This is a genomic window from Vreelandella venusta (assembly GCF_044809155.1).
Taxonomy (GTDB): Bacteria; Pseudomonadota; Gammaproteobacteria; order Pseudomonadales; family Halomonadaceae; genus Vreelandella; species Vreelandella venusta_B.
In genome coordinates, this window is record NZ_CP085241.1 from 2,907,837 (window position 1) to 2,924,198 (window position 16,362).

The 16,362-nt window shown below is 56.2% G+C and carries 19 protein-coding genes; 7 read left to right on the forward strand and 12 right to left on the reverse strand.

The genetic code is table 11. From position 1 onward, the window contains the following. Positions 1-10: 10 nt before the first annotated feature. Positions 11-541: a cold-shock protein gene (locus LG301_RS13530; RefSeq protein ID WP_404471676.1), complete on the reverse strand. Its 531-nt coding sequence runs from the start codon at positions 539-541 to the stop codon at positions 11-13. Between the two features lie 110 nt (positions 542-651). Between LG301_RS13530 and LG301_RS13535 the strand changes: the two genes are divergently transcribed. Continuing rightward, complete coding sequence (locus LG301_RS13535) at positions 652-900, forward strand: SlyX family protein (protein WP_404471677.1); 249 nt, start codon at positions 652-654, stop codon at positions 898-900. A gap of 25 nt (positions 901-925) precedes the next feature. Here the strand turns inward: LG301_RS13535 and ald are convergent, their stop codons facing one another. From ald to radC, 7 genes are all read right to left on the reverse strand, one after another. After that, positions 926-2,041 (reverse strand): alanine dehydrogenase, encoded by a 1,116-nt coding sequence (ald, locus tag LG301_RS13540; RefSeq protein WP_404471679.1) that lies wholly within the window; start codon positions 2,039-2,041, stop codon positions 926-928. 207 nt (positions 2,042-2,248) lie between these two features. Beyond that, complete coding sequence (locus LG301_RS13545) at positions 2,249-2,683, reverse strand: acyl-CoA thioesterase (protein WP_404471681.1); 435 nt, start codon at positions 2,681-2,683, stop codon at positions 2,249-2,251. A gap of 47 nt (positions 2,684-2,730) precedes the next feature. Further along, positions 2,731-3,921 (reverse strand): class I SAM-dependent rRNA methyltransferase, encoded by a 1,191-nt coding sequence (locus LG301_RS13550; protein ID WP_404471682.1) that lies wholly within the window; start codon positions 3,919-3,921, stop codon positions 2,731-2,733. Between the two features lie 72 nt (positions 3,922-3,993). Then, positions 3,994-4,821 carry a bifunctional DNA-formamidopyrimidine glycosylase/DNA-(apurinic or apyrimidinic site) lyase gene (mutM, locus tag LG301_RS13555; RefSeq protein ID WP_404471683.1) on the reverse strand — a complete coding sequence of 276 codons (828 nt, stop codon included), beginning with the start codon at positions 4,819-4,821 and terminating at the stop codon, positions 3,994-3,996. A 182-nt stretch (positions 4,822-5,003) separates the two neighbouring features. Continuing rightward, positions 5,004-5,159, reverse strand: coding sequence for a 50S ribosomal protein L33 (gene rpmG, locus LG301_RS13560; protein ID WP_009098622.1), 156 nt, complete (start codon positions 5,157-5,159; stop codon positions 5,004-5,006). A gap of 26 nt (positions 5,160-5,185) precedes the next feature. After that, complete coding sequence (gene rpmB / locus LG301_RS13565; protein ID WP_009098620.1) at positions 5,186-5,422, reverse strand: 50S ribosomal protein L28; 237 nt, start codon at positions 5,420-5,422, stop codon at positions 5,186-5,188. A 249-nt stretch (positions 5,423-5,671) separates the two neighbouring features. Next, positions 5,672-6,346, reverse strand: a complete 675-nt coding sequence (gene radC / locus LG301_RS13570) for a DNA repair protein RadC (RefSeq protein ID WP_404471684.1) — start codon at positions 6,344-6,346, stop codon at positions 5,672-5,674. A gap of 149 nt (positions 6,347-6,495) precedes the next feature. Here radC and coaBC point away from each other — a divergent pair, with 149 nt between their 5' ends. The 5 genes from coaBC to slmA all read left to right on the forward strand — a co-directional run bounded on the left by coaBC (position 6,496) and on the right by slmA (position 11,266). Beyond that, positions 6,496-7,764 (forward strand): bifunctional phosphopantothenoylcysteine decarboxylase/phosphopantothenate--cysteine ligase CoaBC, encoded by a 1,269-nt coding sequence (gene coaBC / locus LG301_RS13575; protein WP_404471685.1) that lies wholly within the window; start codon positions 6,496-6,498, stop codon positions 7,762-7,764. A 2-nt stretch (positions 7,765-7,766) separates the two neighbouring features. Next, a complete protein-coding gene (dut, locus tag LG301_RS13580) occupies positions 7,767-8,222 on the forward strand; it encodes a dUTP diphosphatase (protein WP_263067399.1) in 456 nt (151 codons plus the stop codon). Between the two features lie 53 nt (positions 8,223-8,275). Then, a complete protein-coding gene (locus tag LG301_RS13585) occupies positions 8,276-9,664 on the forward strand; it encodes a phosphomannomutase/phosphoglucomutase (protein ID WP_404471687.1) in 1,389 nt (462 codons plus the stop codon). A 72-nt stretch (positions 9,665-9,736) separates the two neighbouring features. Then, a complete protein-coding gene (gene argB / locus LG301_RS13590; protein WP_404471689.1) occupies positions 9,737-10,636 on the forward strand; it encodes an acetylglutamate kinase in 900 nt (299 codons plus the stop codon). 21 nt (positions 10,637-10,657) lie between these two features. Then, the gene (gene slmA, locus LG301_RS13595; protein ID WP_404471690.1) at positions 10,658-11,266 is read left to right on the forward strand and encodes a nucleoid occlusion factor SlmA; all 609 of its coding nucleotides are present in this window, start codon (positions 10,658-10,660) and stop codon (positions 11,264-11,266) included. 85 nt (positions 11,267-11,351) lie between these two features. On the opposite strand, the gene rpoH is transcribed toward slmA, so the two are convergent. From rpoH to ftsY, 4 genes are all read right to left on the reverse strand, one after another. Continuing rightward, on the reverse strand, positions 11,352-12,218 hold the full coding sequence (rpoH, locus tag LG301_RS13600; protein ID WP_263067395.1) for an RNA polymerase sigma factor RpoH: 867 nt from the start codon (positions 12,216-12,218) through the stop codon (positions 11,352-11,354). Positions 12,219-12,459: 241 nt separating this feature from the next. Then, positions 12,460-13,506, reverse strand: coding sequence for a permease-like cell division protein FtsX (gene ftsX / locus LG301_RS13605; protein WP_404471691.1), 1,047 nt, complete (start codon positions 13,504-13,506; stop codon positions 12,460-12,462). Beyond that, positions 13,503-14,171 (reverse strand): cell division ATP-binding protein FtsE, encoded by a 669-nt coding sequence (gene ftsE, locus LG301_RS13610; RefSeq protein ID WP_263067393.1) that lies wholly within the window; start codon positions 14,169-14,171, stop codon positions 13,503-13,505. Before ftsE ends, ftsX begins: the two co-directional genes overlap by 4 nt. After that, positions 14,168-15,547: a signal recognition particle-docking protein FtsY gene (gene ftsY, locus LG301_RS13615; RefSeq protein WP_404471693.1), complete on the reverse strand. Its 1,380-nt coding sequence runs from the start codon at positions 15,545-15,547 to the stop codon at positions 14,168-14,170. Before ftsY ends, ftsE begins: the two co-directional genes overlap by 4 nt. 90 nt (positions 15,548-15,637) lie before the next feature. Between ftsY and rsmD the strand changes: the two genes are divergently transcribed. Continuing rightward, positions 15,638-16,258 (forward strand): 16S rRNA (guanine(966)-N(2))-methyltransferase RsmD, encoded by a 621-nt coding sequence (gene rsmD / locus LG301_RS13620; protein ID WP_404471694.1) that lies wholly within the window; start codon positions 15,638-15,640, stop codon positions 16,256-16,258. Positions 16,259-16,362 lie beyond the last annotated feature (104 nt).

Genomic DNA, 16,362 nt, shown 5'->3' on the forward strand with positions numbered 1-16,362 from the left:
GCTTGAACAACTACTCAATAATACTCACATCGTCGGCTTGTAAACCGCGGTCGTTCTTAATCACGTGATAGCGAACAATCTGACCTTCGGCGAGCATACGCGGCCCACGGCCACGAATTGCACGAAAGTGAACAAACACGTCTTCACCGTTATCGCGAGTAATAAAACCGTATCCTTTATTGGTATTAAACCACTTCACTTCCCCTTCTTCGCGGCCATCATTAGGGTCGATGATATCCTCTTCTTCATCATCTTCCATCATGGGCGCCGCTTGGGGCTGACGTGGCGCAGGCTGCGCACGGGCGACATCTGCTTTTACCACCATGGGTGGCGCCAGAGCAGCTGCGGCTAGCGTGCCAATAAACAGCACGGCAAAACAGCCCAACGCAACGGCAATATAAGCACCATTAACACCCGCCGCTAACAACTGTTCAGCGAGCAACGCATTTGTTAAATGAACAATCCCCGCCAGCAGCAGCGGCGTGGGGGCGGCCAGTAAGACACTGATGAAGAAACAGCGAAAAACAACTTTTGGATTCATAGATAATAAAAGCTCTCTTGTTGTATGGGTAACAGACGAAGGACAATACTCAGACAATTAGGCCCATTCCTAACAGTACCGAGCATACTACACAAGGTAACGATATTATCATGACAAACGACTTATCGCCTGCTGAGCTAACTCAACGTTTTGAATCTTTAGAGAGTCGTTTAGCGTACCAAGAGCACTGGCTAGACACACTGGATCAAGCCGTTGCCCAGCAAGAGCGCCGTCTAGAGAAATTAGAGCAGTTAAGCATACTCATGCGTGAACGTTTACGAGAGCAGCATCAGGCACTCCAGGCGGGTGATTCACAGGGTGATTCCCGCCCAGAAGATGAAATACCGCCCCACTACTAATAAGCAATAAGCACGACGCGCAGGTTCACTTCACCACGCTGGCAGGGTCTACGCTCTCTAGCCCAAACGCTTCTGCAACAGCACGGTACGTTATCTTGCCGTTATGGACATTGAGGCCGGGGAGGAAGTGCGCATCGTCTGCCAACGCCTGGCGCCAGCCTTTATCGGCCAACGCAAGCACAAAGGGTAGCGTGGCATTGGTCAGCCCTAAGGTCGACGTACGCGCCACCGCGCCGGGCATATTGGCCACGCAGTAGTGAACGATGCCATCCACAAGATACGTGGGTTCAGCGTGGGTGGTGGGCTTACTGGTTTCAAAGCACCCGCCCTGATCGATCGCAACATCGACTAGCACGCTGCCCGGTTTCATATCCGCCAGCATTGCCCGGGTAATCAGCTTGGGGGCGGCCGCACCCGGTATTAGCACGGCCCCCACAATCATATCGGCGGTTTTTACTGCATAATCCAGCGCATCCGCTGTGGAGTAGACGGTTTTAATCTTTCCCTGGTAGCGGTCGTCCAACACTTCCAGCCGAGCAATCGATTTATCGAGTATTGTGACATCGGCCCCTAGGCCAAGTGCCATACGCGCTGCGTTCTCACCCACCACGCCACCGCCAATCACCGTGACACTGCCCGGCGCCACACCCGGCACTCCCGGCAGCAGCACGCCAGAGCCGCCCTGCGCCTTTTCCAGGCTATGTGCCCCCGCCTGCACCGCCATGCGGCCCGCGACGGTGCTCATCGGCGCCAGCAGCGGCAGGCCACCCTTAGCATCGGTAATGGTTTCATAGGCAATGCAGGTAGCGCCGCTCTCCATTAGCCCGTGGGTTAGTGACTTTTCAGCGGCTAAGTGCAGGTAGGTGAACAGGGTGTGATTAGGCGTTAGCCGCGCAACCTCTTCAGCCTGGGGCTCTTTAACCTTTAAAATCAGCTCGGCACGCTGCCACAGCGCCTCCACATCCGCTTCTATCTGGGCGCCAGCGGCTTCATAGTCGCTGTCGCTAAACCCAGCGCCCTCACCTGCAGCGGCTTGAACCCACACCGTATGCCCATGCTCGGCTAGCTCGCGCACTCCGGTAGGCGTTAGGGCGACGCGATACTCATGGTTTTTAATCTCTTTTGGTACGGCGATTTTCATGGGCGTTTTCCTTCTCAGCAGAAGATCATCATAAGGGGCGTCCGCAATAAACGATAAATAGACGCTGATAAGAAAGTTACCGCACTGCTGGCATTAACCACCACCCCAGTATTGAAAAACAAAAAAAACGCCGGTTAAGGCGTTTTATAGAAGGAAAATATAGTGGCTAACGGCGCTAAGCGAAAAAATCGTCGTCTAATCGCGATACTACTCTGCTATCACTGCGCCGCCATAGCAGTGTAGGTACTCTTCTGGCAGCCGCTTAGGGCGGCCGCTCGAAAGCGCAACACAGGCAAACCGCGTGCGCGCGTTGAGCAGCGTTTTTCCATCACCTTCGCGCTTTAACTGAAAGCGGCGCGTTAGGCTAAATCGCCCGTCACACGCCACAATCCACGTCGCAAGCTTGAGTGCATCGCCCATAAAGGCAGGCGCCAGGTAGTCCAGTTCATGACGGTGCACTACCATTGCGCGATCCAGCGCACGATAGCGCTCAAGCGATAAACCCAGCGCTTCAGAATGCGCCCAGCTGATTTGCTCAACCCAGCGAAGATACTCGCTGTTATTAACATGCTGATAAGCGTCGATAGCCGCTTGGGTCACCTGAATATCGATCACAAAAGGGTTCGGCAGCGCCCACTCCATCGCCTTTGCTCCTCGCCTTATTCGGTTACGCCATTTGCCTGCTGCACTTAGTCGCGGAACACGCGCACGCCCAGTGCTTTCAAATAAGATGTTTCCGGAATCGCCGGATGCACTGGGTGATCAGGCCCTTGGTGGCCCTGGTAAATCACCTGGCCTTGGCGGTCTTGATGGCGCACCGCACCGCGCACCACATCAACCAAACGCTCAGGCGCGAGGTGCATAGAGCACGAAGCAGATAGCAGCAGGCCATCACGACCTAACAGGCGCATCGCTTCACGATTCAAGCGTGCATAGGCACGCTCACCGTTAGGAATGTCCTTACGCTTTTTGATAAACGCAGGCGGGTCAAGAACCACCACGTCGAACTGTTCGCCGTCGGCTTTCAGCGCCGCTAGGGCTTCAAACGCATCGCCTGCGCCCACCGCGACCTGCTCCTGCACACCGTTTAGCTCGGCGTTGCGCGCCACTTGATCAAGCGCTGAGGCAGAGGAGTCGACGCACAGCACCTCCGACGCACCGCTAACCGCCGCCTGTACTCCCCAACCGCCCACGTAACTAAATACATCCAGCACGCGCTTGCCTGCCACATGGCTATTCAGCCACGCACGATTAACCCGGTGGTCGAAGAACCAGCCGGTTTTTTGGCCGTTAAGCACCGGCACGGCAAACTGTACGCCGTTCTCTTCTAGCAGCACTTCATCGGGCAGTATGCCTTTCACAACGTCAACGTGAGCTTCCAGGCCTTCCTGACGACGGCCGCCGGTATCGTTACGGAAGACAATGGCACTGGGCTTAATGACTTTTTCCAGGGCATCGACAATATCTTCCGCCAGTGCCTGCATACCCGCTGTATTAAGCTGCACCACGACCACATCGCCAAAACGGTCAACCACTAGGCCCGGCAGCAGATCACCTTCACCGTGAATCAGGCGGTAAAACGGCTTATCAAACAGACGTTGGCGTAGGGCCAACGCTTGGTTAAAGCGGTGTATAAACAGCGAGCGGTCTAGGCGCATCTCTGGGTCGCGCGACATCACCCGCGCACAGATAAGCGAGTGCGGATTAACGTAGGCCACCCCAAGGGTTTTACCGTTCGATGCTTCAATGAGTGCAGGCTCACCTGCGGCAAAGTTTTTCAGCGGCGTCTCTTTGATATCTACTTCGTTAGAGTAGATCCACAGATGGCCCGCTTTTAGGCGGCGATCAGCATCTTTGTTCAGGCGCAGGCGTTGAGTCACAACAATCTCCAAAAAAGCAATCTCACAGAGTACATAGGCTCTGAAAGTACAGACAACAGTAAAAGCCGGTCGTTAGCGCTGACAGCCAGGACAAAACACACTTGCGCGCTGCCCCAGCGTGATGCGCCTAAGCTCGGTGCCGCAGCGCAGGCAGGGCTGCCCATGACGCCCGTAGACATTGAGCTGCTGAGCAAAGTAGCCCGGCTCGCCCTGGCCGCTGACAAAATCACGCAGTGTCGTGCCGCCCTGGGTAATCGCCGCCGCCAACACGTCTTTAACCGCAGCAGCGAGCGCTTGATAACGGGCTAGGGAAATCCGCCCTGCCGCGCGGCGCGGGTCAATACCCGCCATAAACAGCGCCTCGGCTGCATAGATATTACCCGCGCCGACCACTACGCGGTTATCCATCAAAAAGGGTTTCACCGCGACGCGCTTGTTACGTGACGCGTTATACAGCCAGCGGCCGTTAAACGCGTCATCTAATGGTTCTGGCCCAAGATGCGCCAACCGTTTATCCAGGCTGCCGTCACCCTGCTGCCAATCAACAAACCCAAAGCGGCGTGGGTCGTGATAGCGCAGCACGTATCCCGAGGTAGTGACCACGTCTACATGATCATGCTTTTTTGGCAAATCACCCACACGGGCAATCCGCAAGCTGCCCGACATACCCAGGTGCCACAAAAGCGTAGCCTCCCCCTCAGGCGCTATTAAGGGGATTTGCAGGTACTTGGCCCGGCGTTTTAACACACCAACCCGCGCCCCTATCAGTCGCTCGACAAGATCATCAGGTACCGGCACACGAAGACGCGGCTGGCGGACCAACACTTCGCTGATCTCCTGCCCTTCCAGATAGGGGGCAATGCCGCGTCGTGTCGTTTCCACTTCAGGCAATTCAGGCATGATGAAAGCCTATGATGACAGCACAGTGACGACGCTCTGGCAGTGACGTTGCCACACCTTGCTGACGCAATAGCGGCACGCCCTAACAGAGATACTAATAAGCAGGCATGCAAAAACCCGGCTTAAGGCCGGGTTTTCGACAGGCGCTCGCCTGCGGTGAAAGCCGATCATCGTAACCGCGATTACTTGATCTTGGCTTCCTTGTAGATAACGTGCTTACGGACGACCGGGTCGTATTTCTTGAATTCGAACTTATCCGGTGTGTTCCGCTTGTTCTTATCAGTGGTGTAGAAGTGGCCTGTACCGGCACTAGACACCAACTTGATCTTATCGCGCATGGTTTAACTCTCCCAAAAATGCTTGCTTAGATCGCGTCGCCGCGCTTGCGGATATCAACCAGAACCGACTCGATACCTTTCTTGTCAATGATACGCATACCTTTAGAGGAAACGCGCAGCTTGACGAAGCGGTTTTCAGCTTCAACCCAGAAACGATGGGTGTGCAGGTTCGGCAAGAAACGACGACGAGTCTTACGCTGGGAGTGAGAAACGTTATTTCCAGTTACCGGACGCTTGCCGGTAACCTGACATACTTTGGACATGAGAGCCTCCAACCACTTGGCGAGTTGTTCAAAACTGTCGGGCAAACCGGAGCAGGGAGGAGTCGACGCCGTTAACCGCCAAGCTTTACCCAAATCCGTTATTCAACCCAAGTTTAAAGGTGGCACTTTATACCAGAGCGCCTAGCTACCGGCAAGGAAAACCGCCCAAAAAGGCCAAAAAAGGCGTTTTTTGGTCAGTTTACTTAGACAAACAGCCATAACCATAAGGTCATTGTGTCGCTTATCTTTTTATAGCCAGCCGCGCTCGGCAAATGAAACCACGTCACCGTCACCCACCACAAAATGATCCAGCACCCGCACATCAAAGAGTGCAAGAGCATATTTTAAGCGTTCGGTGATACGTCGATCAGCATCGCTTGGCTCAGCAACACCCGATGGGTGATTGTGTGCCAGGATGACAGCACCTGCGTGCAATTCTAACGCACGCTTAGCAACTTCGCGGGGGTAAACGGATGCACTGTCTAGGGTACCGCGAAACAGGGATTCATAGCGAATAATTCGGTGCTGGGTATCTAAAAAAAGCACCGCAAACTCCTCATGCCCTAAATGGCGCAGCTGTGAACTGAGATAGTGGCGCACCAGCGCAGGCGAAGTGAGCGCATTCCCCCGCGCCAGCTGGCTGGCTAAATGACGTCTGGAGAGCTCAAGCGTCGCCTGCAGCTGCGCAAACTTGGCGCTACCCAGCCCCCGCGCCGCACAAAACTGGTTCTGGTCGGCCTCCAAAAGCTGCCTTAACCCGCCAAAGCTGGCCAGCAGATCCCGCGCCAGATCCACTGCCGAGCGCCCTTGCACGCCCACCCGTAGGAAAATCGCTAAAAGCTCGGCATCGGAAAGCGACTGAGCCCCCATATTTAATAGCTTTTCTCTTGGGCGCTCGCCTTCTGGCCAGTGATTAATACCCATTCCTGCCTCCCTGCTTTTTTGTGTAATGCGTGACACCCGGCACGTGCCTCACTATACCTAGCCGTATTAGACCTCGTTCGAGCATGCCAAAATAATCGGTCAAATGGTATGGTAAGCCACTCTATGAATGTCACACTGGATTGCCCGCCATGGCTTCACTTCCGCTATCCTCTCCATCGTCGCTTGCCGGCAAGCGCCTACTGCTAGGCGTCAGCGCGGGCATTGCGGCCTATAAAAGCGCGCTACTTATTCGCCTTCTCAAGCAAGCGGGCTGCGAGGTACGCGTGGTCATGACCGAGGGCGCCCAAGCCTTTATCACGCCGCTCACCCTGCAGGCGCTCTCCGGGGAGCCGGTACGCACCTCACTATTAGACCCCGAAGCCGAAGCTGGCATGGGGCATATCGAGCTGGCCCGCTGGGCGGATGTTATCGTCATCGCTCCAGCGACCGCCGACCTCATTGCCCGCCTGGTGCACGGCATGGCTGACGATCTACTGTCCACGCTATGCCTTGCGTCTGAAGCGCCGCGTCTGATCGCACCCGCGATGAACCAAGCCATGTGGCGTCACCCAGCCTCCCAGCGCAACGCTCGGCAACTGGTGCAGGATGGATGGCAGCTGATTGGCCCGGCGGCTGGTGAACAAGCCTGTGGCGATGTGGGGCCAGGGCGGATGAGCGAGCCTGAAGAGATTATGGAGGCGATTACCCGCCACTTTGCGCCGCCTGTGGCCGCGACCGCGTCCGCTCCCCATGTAGTGATTACCGCTGGCCCCACCCGAGAAGCGCTGGACCCAGTGCGCTACTTGTCAAACCATAGCTCGGGCAAAATGGGTTACGCGCTAGCCGCTGAAGCAGCAGCGCAAGGCGCGCGTGTCACGTTGATCAGCGGCCCTGTCAGCCTACCAACGCCAAAAGGGGTTGAGCGCATTGAGGTGGAGACGGCGCAGCAGATGCACCAAGAAGCGCTACGTTTAGCCCCACAGGCAGCGCTGTTTATTGGCTGCGCGGCGGTGGCCGACTACCGCGCGGCAAACGCTGCCGAACACAAGCTCAAAAAAACCGACGGCAGCGACACGCTAACGCTGACGCTGGTGAAAAATCCCGACATCATTGCCGATGTCGCGGCACTGCCTGAAAAGCAGCGCCCTTTTGTGGTGGGCTTTGCGGCAGAAACTCAGAACGTCGAGCGCTACGCCCAAGATAAACTGGCCCGCAAAGGGCTGGATATGATCGTTGCCAACGATGTTTCCCAGCAAGGCCTGGGCTTTGGCAGCGATGATAATGCGGCACTAATAGTGTGGCGTACTCCTCAGGGTAACGAGCAGCTTGTCGCCCCCCCACAGCCGAAAACCCAGCTCGCTGGGCTGATTATTCAACGCGCACTTAAGCAACTCTCTTTGATTACCTCTGGAGCCTGACCATGAGCAGCCCGCGCCTGCAGTGCAACGTGTTAGACGAGCGCCTGCACGACTACCTCCCCTCCTACGCCACGGCAGGCTCTGCTGGGATGGATTTAAGAGCACTGCTGGATGAGCCGCTGACGCTTGCGCCCGGCGAATGCCAGCTCGTGCGTACCGGCCTTGCCATCTATATTGAAGACCCAAGCCTTGCAGGGATGATTCTGCCGCGCTCTGGCTTGGGCCACAAACACGGTATCGTGCTGGGCAACCTGGTGGGGTTAATCGACTCCGACTACCAGGGCGAACTGATGATCTCGGTGTGGAACCGCGGGCAGGAAAGCTTCACGATTACGCCCTTCGAACGGCTTGCTCAGTACGTCCTGGTTCCCGTGGTACAGGCTGAGTTGACGATCGTTGAGCGCTTTACTGACTCCTCCCGGGGCAGCGGCGGGTTCGGCAGCACCGGCCGTCAATAAACACGCTAACTAACTCACTCACTCACTGCCCTAGCGCTTCGCAAGGAACGACCATGACCGTACCCGCTTCGATATTTCGCGCCTACGACATTCGTGGGATTGTGGATGACACCTTAAGCGAAGCCACCACCGAACTCATTGGCCGCGCCGTCGGCTCTGAGGCCGCAGCCCGCGGCGAGCAAACGGTGGTGGTGGCACGGGATGGGCGCATTTCCGGCCAACGCCTTCAAGCAGCGCTGATTCGCGGCCTACAGGCTGCTGGGCGGGACGTCATTGATATTGGTATGGTGCCTACTCCGGTGCTTTACTTCGCCACCTGCACGCTATCAGAAAGCGCTTCAGGAGTGATGCTCACAGGCAGCCACAACCCGCCTGATTACAACGGTTTTAAAATTGTTTTAGCGGGTGAAACACTCTCAGGCGATGCCATTACCGCGCTCTATGAGCGGATACAAGCGGGCGATTTTACCCAGGGCGAAGGCAGCGTGCGATCGTATGACCTACGCACCACCTATCTGGAGCGTATTCTCAGTGACGTGCAGCTCGAGCGGCCGCTGAGCGCCGTGGTGGACTGCGGAAACGGCGTCGCGGGTGAGTTAGGCCCAGCGCTTATCGAGCGGCTGGGTGTTACCACTACGCCGCTCTTCGCTGAAATTGATGGCCACTTCCCCAACCACCACCCCGACCCCGGCAAGCCTGAAAACCTTCAGGATTTAATCCACCATGTGCAGCAAACCGGTGCCGATATTGGCCTCGCTTTTGACGGCGACGGCGACCGTTTAGGGGTTGTCACACCCAGCGGCCGCATGATCTACCCCGATCACTTGCTAATGCTATTTGCGACGGACATGCTGTCGCGCAACCCCGGCGCCAAGGTGGTTTTCGATATCAAATGCACCGGCAACCTGGCCAAAGTCATCAGTGAAGCAGGTGGCGAACCCGAAATGTGGCGCACTGGGCACTCGCTGATCAAGGCGCGCATGAAAGCGTCTGGAGCGCTGCTGGGCGGTGAGATGAGCGGGCATATCTTTTTTAAAGAACGCTGGTACGGATTCGACGACGGCCTTTACGCTGCAGCCCGTCTGCTGGAAATTCTAGCGCGTTATCCTGGCGGCGCTGACGCACTGTTTGACCAATTCCCACAAGATGTAGGCACACCCGAAATCAACATCACGGTGCCGGACGAAGATAAATTTGCCATCGTCGAGAAGCTTGCCCGTGAAGGCAACTTCGGCGAAGGTATCAGAACGACGCTGGATGGTATCCGCGTCGACTACCCCGACGGATGGGGGTTATGCCGAGCGTCCAACACCACGCCGGCCCTCGTGCTGCGCTTTGAAGGCAAAGATGCCGCAGCACTTGAACGTATACGCGCGCGCTTTGCCCACGCTCTCGCAGCGGTGTCACCAGCGCTTCAGATTCCGGAAACCAAACCACAATGAGCGCATCTTAAAAGCGCCATAAAATAAAACAGCCAACTTCAGTAGCGATTAAAAGAGCAAAGGGACAACGTCATGAGTTCAGCAAGCCGCGACCCACAGGTCGTTGTGGAGGTGCTGTCAGAAGCCCTCCCCTATATTCAACAGTTTTCCGGCAAAACCGTGGTGGTTAAATACGGCGGCAACGCCATGACCGAAGATACGCTGATGAACTCTTTCGCTCGCAACATCGTACTGATGAAAGAGGTCGGCATTAATCCGGTTGTTGTCCACGGCGGCGGCCCACAAATTGGCAGCCTGTTGGAAAAGCTCAATATCGAGTCACGCTTTGTTAATGGCATGCGCGTCACCGACTCTCAAACCATGGATGTGGTGGAGATGGTACTGGGCGGGCTGGTGAACAAAAGCATCGTCAACCTGATTAACCAAAGCGGCGGCAAAGCGATCGGTTTAACCGGAAAAGATGGCGCACAAATCCGCGCGCGCCAGCTCAAGGTTGAGCACCAAAGCCCAGAGATGACCGCACCGGAAATTATCGATATCGGTCACGTCGGCGAGGTAGAAGCAATCTCTACTGACCTGATCGAGATGCTCGCGGCACGCGACTTTATTCCCGTCATTGCGCCCATTGGCGTTGATGCCGAAGGGCATAGCTACAACATTAACGCCGACCTGGTGGCTGGCAAGCTAGCGGAAGCATTAAGCGCTGAGAAGCTAATGCTCTTAACAAACGTCGCAGGCCTAATGAATAGCGAAGGCGAGGTACTTACCGGCCTCACTACTGCCCAGGTAGATGGCTTAATTGCTGACGGCACTATTTATGGCGGCATGTTGCCCAAAATACGCTGCGCGCTAGAGGCCGTAAAAGGGGGCGTTAATAGTGCGCACATCATCGATGGTCGTGTTCCCCACGCGGTGTTACTGGAAATTTTTACCAACGCTGGGGTAGGCACCCTCATTACAGACGCAGAGTAACCGCGACGGAGGGCTAACGCTATGAGCGACGATCAGAAACCGCACCGCCGCGAGCAGATTCTGCACGCTTTGGCCACCATGCTAGAAGAGGACAGCGGAAAACGGATTACTACCGCTGCCCTTGCCCGCCAAGTAGGCGTCTCGGAAGCGGCGCTTTACCGCCACTTTCCCAGCAAGGCGCGTATGTTTGAAGGGTTGATCGACTTCATCGAAGAGAGCATTTTCGCGCGCATTACCCGCATTCTCGAAGATATACCCGATGCAGTAGGCCGCTGTAGCACCATGTTGGCATTGCTACTCGGGTTTGCTGAGAAGAACCCGGGGCTTGCCAGGGTGCTCGGTGGCGACGTATTGACCGGCGAAACCGCACGCTTACGCCAGCGGGTTCACCAGCTGTTTGAACGCCTGGAAACCCAGCTTAAGCAGGTGCTAAGGGAGGCTGAGATTCGTGAAGGCACGCGCACGACCATTCCCGCTTCAGCTGCCGCCAACCTGCTTATTGCTCACGTAGAAGGGCGTATCTCCCAATATGTGCGCAGCGACTTTAAACGCTTGCCCACTGAATATTGGGAAGACCAGTGGGCGATGCTTTCTAGCCAACTGCTAAAGGAAACGGTACAGCCTGCCTAGCCGCTAAGCGTTCACGCATCAAAAAACCCCGAAGGTAGTACCTTCGGGGTTTTTTATGACTACGTCGACTACGACCACATCGACTTTACGCGGCTAACGCCTCACCCATTTTCTGACGCAGCTTTTTCATTGCGTTCTTTTCGAGCTGTCGAATGCGCTCAGCGCTCACACCATATATGTCGGCAAGATCGTGAAGAGTTGCTTTATCGTCGGTCAACCAACGACGCTGCAAAATATCCCGTGAGCGCTCATCCAGGTCTTTCAGGGCCAACTGAAGACGACGGGTGGAGTCCTCTTCAAAGTCGCTGTCTTCAATCTGTGATGCCGGATCTGCCGACGCATCATCTAAAAAGAAGGCAGGCGCTTGATACGTGCTCTCATCGTCTTCGCCAGGTGAAGCGTCGTAACCTGCATCAAACGCAGAAAGGCGACCTTCCATATCACGAACGACTTCAGGCTTAACGTCCAAATCTTTAGCAATTGCGCTAACTTCGTCGTTATTCAACCAAGATAGACGCTTTTTAGCGCTACGCAGGTTAAAGAAGAGCTTACGCTGAGCTTTGGTGGTGGCAATCTTAACGATACGCCAGTTGCGCAGCACAAACTCGTGGATTTCTGCTTTAATCCAGTGAACGGCAAAAGACACCAAGCGAACGCCCTGGTTGGGATCAAAGCGTTTAACGGCTTTCATTAAGCCGACGTTACCTTCCTGAATCAGATCCGCCTGCGGCAGGCCATAGCCTGAGTAGCTGCGAGCAATATGCACAACAAAACGCAAGTGCGAAAGCACCAGACGGCGTGCAGCTTCAAGATCCCCTTCATCGTGGAGACGAAACGCAAGTTCGCGCTCCTCCTCAACGCTAAGAACAGGAATACCGTTGACCGCTTGAATATAACCGCCCAGGTCATGGCCTGGAGAAAGCTGTCCCACCGGTATAAGACTAGTGCTCATGTGCTGGTGGTCTCCCTTGTAACCAATCGTGGAAACGTACTGGAAAAATGGCCCATACGTTATTTATTACCTACTAAGACCTTAGACTAAGCGTAAGGTTCAGGCGAACGCTACCGCACTTATTACGGCGATACACCGCCATCTATAAAACAGGGGTGGTAATTCCTGTTTATGCCCACATAACAATGGCGATTCGCGCTATAAAGCATAGAATCGCTGGTGAAAACCGTTTTTGCCATTATTAACGCGGACGAATACTGGCAAGGTGTCGCGTCACGGCTAGCCATGCGCCTAACCAGCCTAATAGTGTACTGCAAGATAGCAGGATTGTAGACCCCGCCATGTCCAATTGCGGTAAGACAAAGCTCGCGCCGTAGCTTGCTGCTAACGCGGCAACAGGCATTGCTAGCCAGTAGTTGCCAAGCCCTAGCAAACCTAATGCCAGCACTCCGCCGCCCAAACCGTACCAAGCACCGCTGTATAAAAAAGGCCGACGAACAAACGCGTGAGTGGCGCCAATTAACATGACTACTTCGATTTCTCGCCGCCGACTCTCGACAGCCAGGCGTATCGTATTACCCACCACCAATAGCACGCCTAACCCGAACAGCACGCCGAGCGCTAGCGCAACGCGACGACCTAGGTCCGCCAAATGACGCAAGCGTTCAACCCAGGCTAAATCTAGGCGCACTTCATCCACGCCGGACAAGGTTTCAAGCCGCTGGGCTAATTGCGCCATCGCAGCGGGGTCGACGCTTTGCGGGTAAATAACAATACTGGCGGGCAGCGGATTACCCTCAAGACCAGCCAAGACATCCTCTAACCCCAGCGATTGCTGAAAATCCGCCATGCCCTCTTCTGCGCTGATTAGCCGGGTTTGCACAACATCGCTTTCCGCGTTCACCGCTTCTTCAATACGCGTCGCCTGCGCGGTATCTACAGCGGTTTCCAGGTACACGGTTAATGTGGCGCTCTCATCCAACTCCGCATCCAGCAGCTTAGCGCTATCGAGCGTGAGCCACAGGGCGGCGGGCAGTACCAAGGCAATCGCAATGGCCAGCATCGTAAGCAGGTTCCCCACCGGGTGGCGCACCAGCCGGTAGAGGCTATCAAACGCCATGGCCCGGTGGTGGCGCCCCCAGGCCCGCAGACGACTGCTGAAACGCGTTTGTTGAGAGCGAGCCCCGCTGCGCGGCGCTTTTTCAGGCGCTGGAGCGGCGGGCTTTGCCGCCGCACGCTTGGCTCTAGGCGCGGCGCCGGTTTGACGAGGCGTGGTTGAGCGCTTCATACGGCTCCTTCATCCGCCACTAAGCGGCCATCCTGAAGCCGCAATATGCGATGACGCAGGCGAGCGATCAGCGCTAGATCGTGGCTCGCAATCATCACGGTGGTACCAATACGGTTAAAATCTTCAAACAGCGCCATAATATCGGCGGAGAGCTGCGGATCCAGGTTACCTGTCGGCTCGTCAGCCAGCAGCAAAGCGGGCTTATTGACCACGGCGCGGGCAATACCTACCCGCTGCTGTTCACCACCGGAAAGCTCTACTGGCAGCGCTTTTTCACGGTGTAACAACCCCACTTTATCTAACGCTGCTCGCACTCGTCGCGCCGTTTCGCGGGGGTCAACACCTTGAATTTCCAGCGGCAGCGAGACATTGTGAAACACGCTGCGATCAAACAGCAGCTGATGATCTTGAAACACAACGCCAATCTGGCGACGATAGAACGGCACCTGGCTGGCATGCAGCTGGGCAATGTCGTGACCAGCCACCACTACCCGGCCACGACTAGGCCTCTCCAGCCGCATGATCAGCCGCAGCAGCGAGCTTTTCCCGGCTCCAGAGTGGCCGGTAAGAAACACCATCTCGCCTCTCGCCACGCGAAAGTCCAGATGCGCCAGCGCTTCAAAGCGCCCTCCGTAGCGCTTCCCCACATGCTCAAAAGCGATCATGCGCGGCTGTCATCCCCTTGCCGATCAAACAGCGCGGTGACGAAGTCGTCAGCATTAAAAGGACGCAAATCGTCCAGACCCTCACCTACGCCAATAAAGCGAATCGGCGTTTCCAGCTGTTTTGCCAAGGCAAAAATAATGCCCCCTTTGGCGGTACCATCCAGCTTGGTCAGCGTAATGCCGCTGATAGGCACAGCTTCGTTAAAGGTGCTGGCCTGAGACACCGCGTTTTGGCCGGTTCCCGCATCCAGCACCAGCATCACTTCATGAGGGGCCGACTTATCTAGCTTTTGCATCACCCGGTGCACCTTTTTCAGCTCTTCCATCAGGTGGCTCTTGTTGTGCAGGCGCCCAGCGGTATCAGCAATCAACACATCTATTCCGCGCGCTTTGGCAGCGGCGACCGCGTCGTAAATCACCGAGGCGCTATCCGCCCCAGTATGTTGGGCAATAACCGGTACGCTGTTACGCTCGCCCCACACTTTAAGCTGCTCTACCGCCGCCGCGCGGAAGGTATCCCCTGCCGCCAGCATGACGCTCTTACCCTCACGCTGGAAGCGCTGGGTTAATTTACCGATGGTGGTGGTTTTACCCACACCGTTGACCCCCACCACTAAAATGACAAAGGGGCCATCGCTCTCTTTTTCAAAGCTGAGCGGCGTGGAAACGGGGGCCAACAGTGCGGCAAGCTCTTCCTGCAAGCCACGATACAGCGCCTCGGGGTCGTTAAGTTCTTTGCGGGACACGCGCGCCTCCAGGCGCTCAATAATCTCGCTAGTGGCTTCAATCCCCACGTCGGCCATCAGCAGCTGGGTTTCCAGATCCTCCAGCAGCTCATCATCAATGTGCTTTTTGCCGAGGAAAAGGTCGGCAAGGCCGTCGGTCAGATTCGCGCGGGTTTTTCCAAGGCCGGACTTAATACGCGCAAACCAACCTTTCTTTTCGCCCGTTTCCGTTACCGGCTTCTCTTGCAACGCAGGCTTCGCGGCTGGCGCGGGCGTTAGCTCTGGCTCTGGCTCTGGCTCTGGCTCTGGCTCTGGCTCTGGCTCTGGCACAGTGTCCATGATCGGCGCGGGAGTGACTTCCTCATCAACGCCGGTAGGCTGTACGTCCTCTTTGCTTACTGGCTCAGGCGCCTGCTCATTAGCCAACGCTTCAGAAGGGTCATCCGATACGGGCTTGGTAGACTCATCTTCTGACGGCTCGGCGGGCGGTGCCTCTTTCGCCTCAATGGGTCTCTCTGGGAACACCGTGACGTCAGGCGCGGGCGTAGCCTCCTTGTCTGGCGTGTCTTCAGACGCTTCCGGCTGCGCCTGGGTGTCCTGGGGCTCCTGCTGGGAGTCGTGCTTTTTCTTACGTTTGAAAAAACCGAACATAGGTGTCATCCGACTGAATAGGTGAACATTGCGATTATCCTACCACCGCAGACCAAGACTTTGGATAAGTAGCCCGCTACAATCCGCTTTATGAAACGACAACGCTCTCCCCGCTCATCCTCACGCCCATCGACTCCTCGTCGCGGATCGGCCAAACCACCGGGCAAACTGCGCATTATTGGCGGTGATTTTCGCCGCCGCCAGCTCCCCGTGCTCGACCATCCTGGCCTGCGACCCACACCGGATCGGGTGCGTGAAACGCTCTTTAACTGGCTAGGCCAGGCGCTGTACGGCAAGCAGGTGCTGGATCTGTTTGCCGGCACGGGCGCGCTTGGCATCGAGTCCCTCTCACGGGGGGCCGCCCAGGTCACCTTTGTTGAGCGGGACATCCACGTCGCCGCGCTGATTCGTGAGAACCTCGCCACGTTGAAGACCACGCAGGGCACGGTCGTCACCGCCGATGCACAGACGTTTGTAAAAACGCCGGGGCAACCTATGGACGTAGTATTTCTCGACCCCCCTTTTCACCAAGGCTTAGCCGCGCCTTGCTATGCCGCGCTGGAGTCGGGCGGGTGGCTTGCCAGCGATGCAATGATCTACCTGGAAACCGAACAGAGCCTCGACCCGGCGGTACCGGCTAACTGGCAGCTATACCGTGAAACTCAAGCAGGTGAAAGTATTGCTAGGCTCTATCAACGCTTGCCCGCGTAAAGCGCTTGCCGCCAAGTAACAGCGGCGTTACGCTCGCCCCACTGATTGGCAGGTTTAGTTGCACTTTGAATATCCATGAATGACAGGCCACTGCTTGTCACTTG

What these genes read in the sequence shown, in the direction of transcription:
- rpmB (WP_009098620.1), bottom strand. Translation starts at nt 5,422, where the DNA reads ATGTCCAAAGTATGTCAGGTTACCGGCAAGCGTCCGGTAACTGGAAAT.
- radC (WP_404471684.1), bottom strand. Translation starts at nt 6,346, where the DNA reads ATGGGTATTAATCACTGGCCAGAAGGCGAGCGCCCAAGAGAAAAGCTA.
- rsmD (WP_404471694.1), top strand. Translation starts at nt 15,638, where the DNA reads ATGAAACGACAACGCTCTCCCCGCTCATCCTCACGCCCATCGACTCCT.
- ftsE (WP_263067393.1), bottom strand. Translation starts at nt 14,171, where the DNA reads ATGATCGCTTTTGAGCATGTGGGGAAGCGCTACGGAGGGCGCTTTGAA.
- ftsY (WP_404471693.1), bottom strand. Translation starts at nt 15,547, where the DNA reads ATGTTCGGTTTTTTCAAACGTAAGAAAAAGCACGACTCCCAGCAGGAG.
- mutM (WP_404471683.1), bottom strand. Translation starts at nt 4,821, where the DNA reads ATGCCTGAATTGCCTGAAGTGGAAACGACACGACGCGGCATTGCCCCC.
- LG301_RS13535 (WP_404471677.1), top strand. Translation starts at nt 652, where the DNA reads ATGACAAACGACTTATCGCCTGCTGAGCTAACTCAACGTTTTGAATCT.
- rpmG (WP_009098622.1), bottom strand. Translation starts at nt 5,159, where the DNA reads ATGCGCGATAAGATCAAGTTGGTGTCTAGTGCCGGTACAGGCCACTTC.
- ald (WP_404471679.1), bottom strand. Translation starts at nt 2,041, where the DNA reads ATGAAAATCGCCGTACCAAAAGAGATTAAAAACCATGAGTATCGCGTC.
- LG301_RS13530 (WP_404471676.1), bottom strand. Translation starts at nt 541, where the DNA reads ATGAATCCAAAAGTTGTTTTTCGCTGTTTCTTCATCAGTGTCTTACTG.
- dut (WP_263067399.1), top strand. Translation starts at nt 7,767, where the DNA reads ATGAGCAGCCCGCGCCTGCAGTGCAACGTGTTAGACGAGCGCCTGCAC.
- LG301_RS13585 (WP_404471687.1), top strand. Translation starts at nt 8,276, where the DNA reads ATGACCGTACCCGCTTCGATATTTCGCGCCTACGACATTCGTGGGATT.
- rpoH (WP_263067395.1), bottom strand. Translation starts at nt 12,218, where the DNA reads ATGAGCACTAGTCTTATACCGGTGGGACAGCTTTCTCCAGGCCATGAC.
- coaBC (WP_404471685.1), top strand. Translation starts at nt 6,496, where the DNA reads ATGGCTTCACTTCCGCTATCCTCTCCATCGTCGCTTGCCGGCAAGCGC.
- LG301_RS13545 (WP_404471681.1), bottom strand. Translation starts at nt 2,683, where the DNA reads ATGGAGTGGGCGCTGCCGAACCCTTTTGTGATCGATATTCAGGTGACC.
- argB (WP_404471689.1), top strand. Translation starts at nt 9,737, where the DNA reads ATGAGTTCAGCAAGCCGCGACCCACAGGTCGTTGTGGAGGTGCTGTCA.
- ftsX (WP_404471691.1), bottom strand. Translation starts at nt 13,506, where the DNA reads ATGAAGCGCTCAACCACGCCTCGTCAAACCGGCGCCGCGCCTAGAGCC.
- slmA (WP_404471690.1), top strand. Translation starts at nt 10,658, where the DNA reads ATGAGCGACGATCAGAAACCGCACCGCCGCGAGCAGATTCTGCACGCT.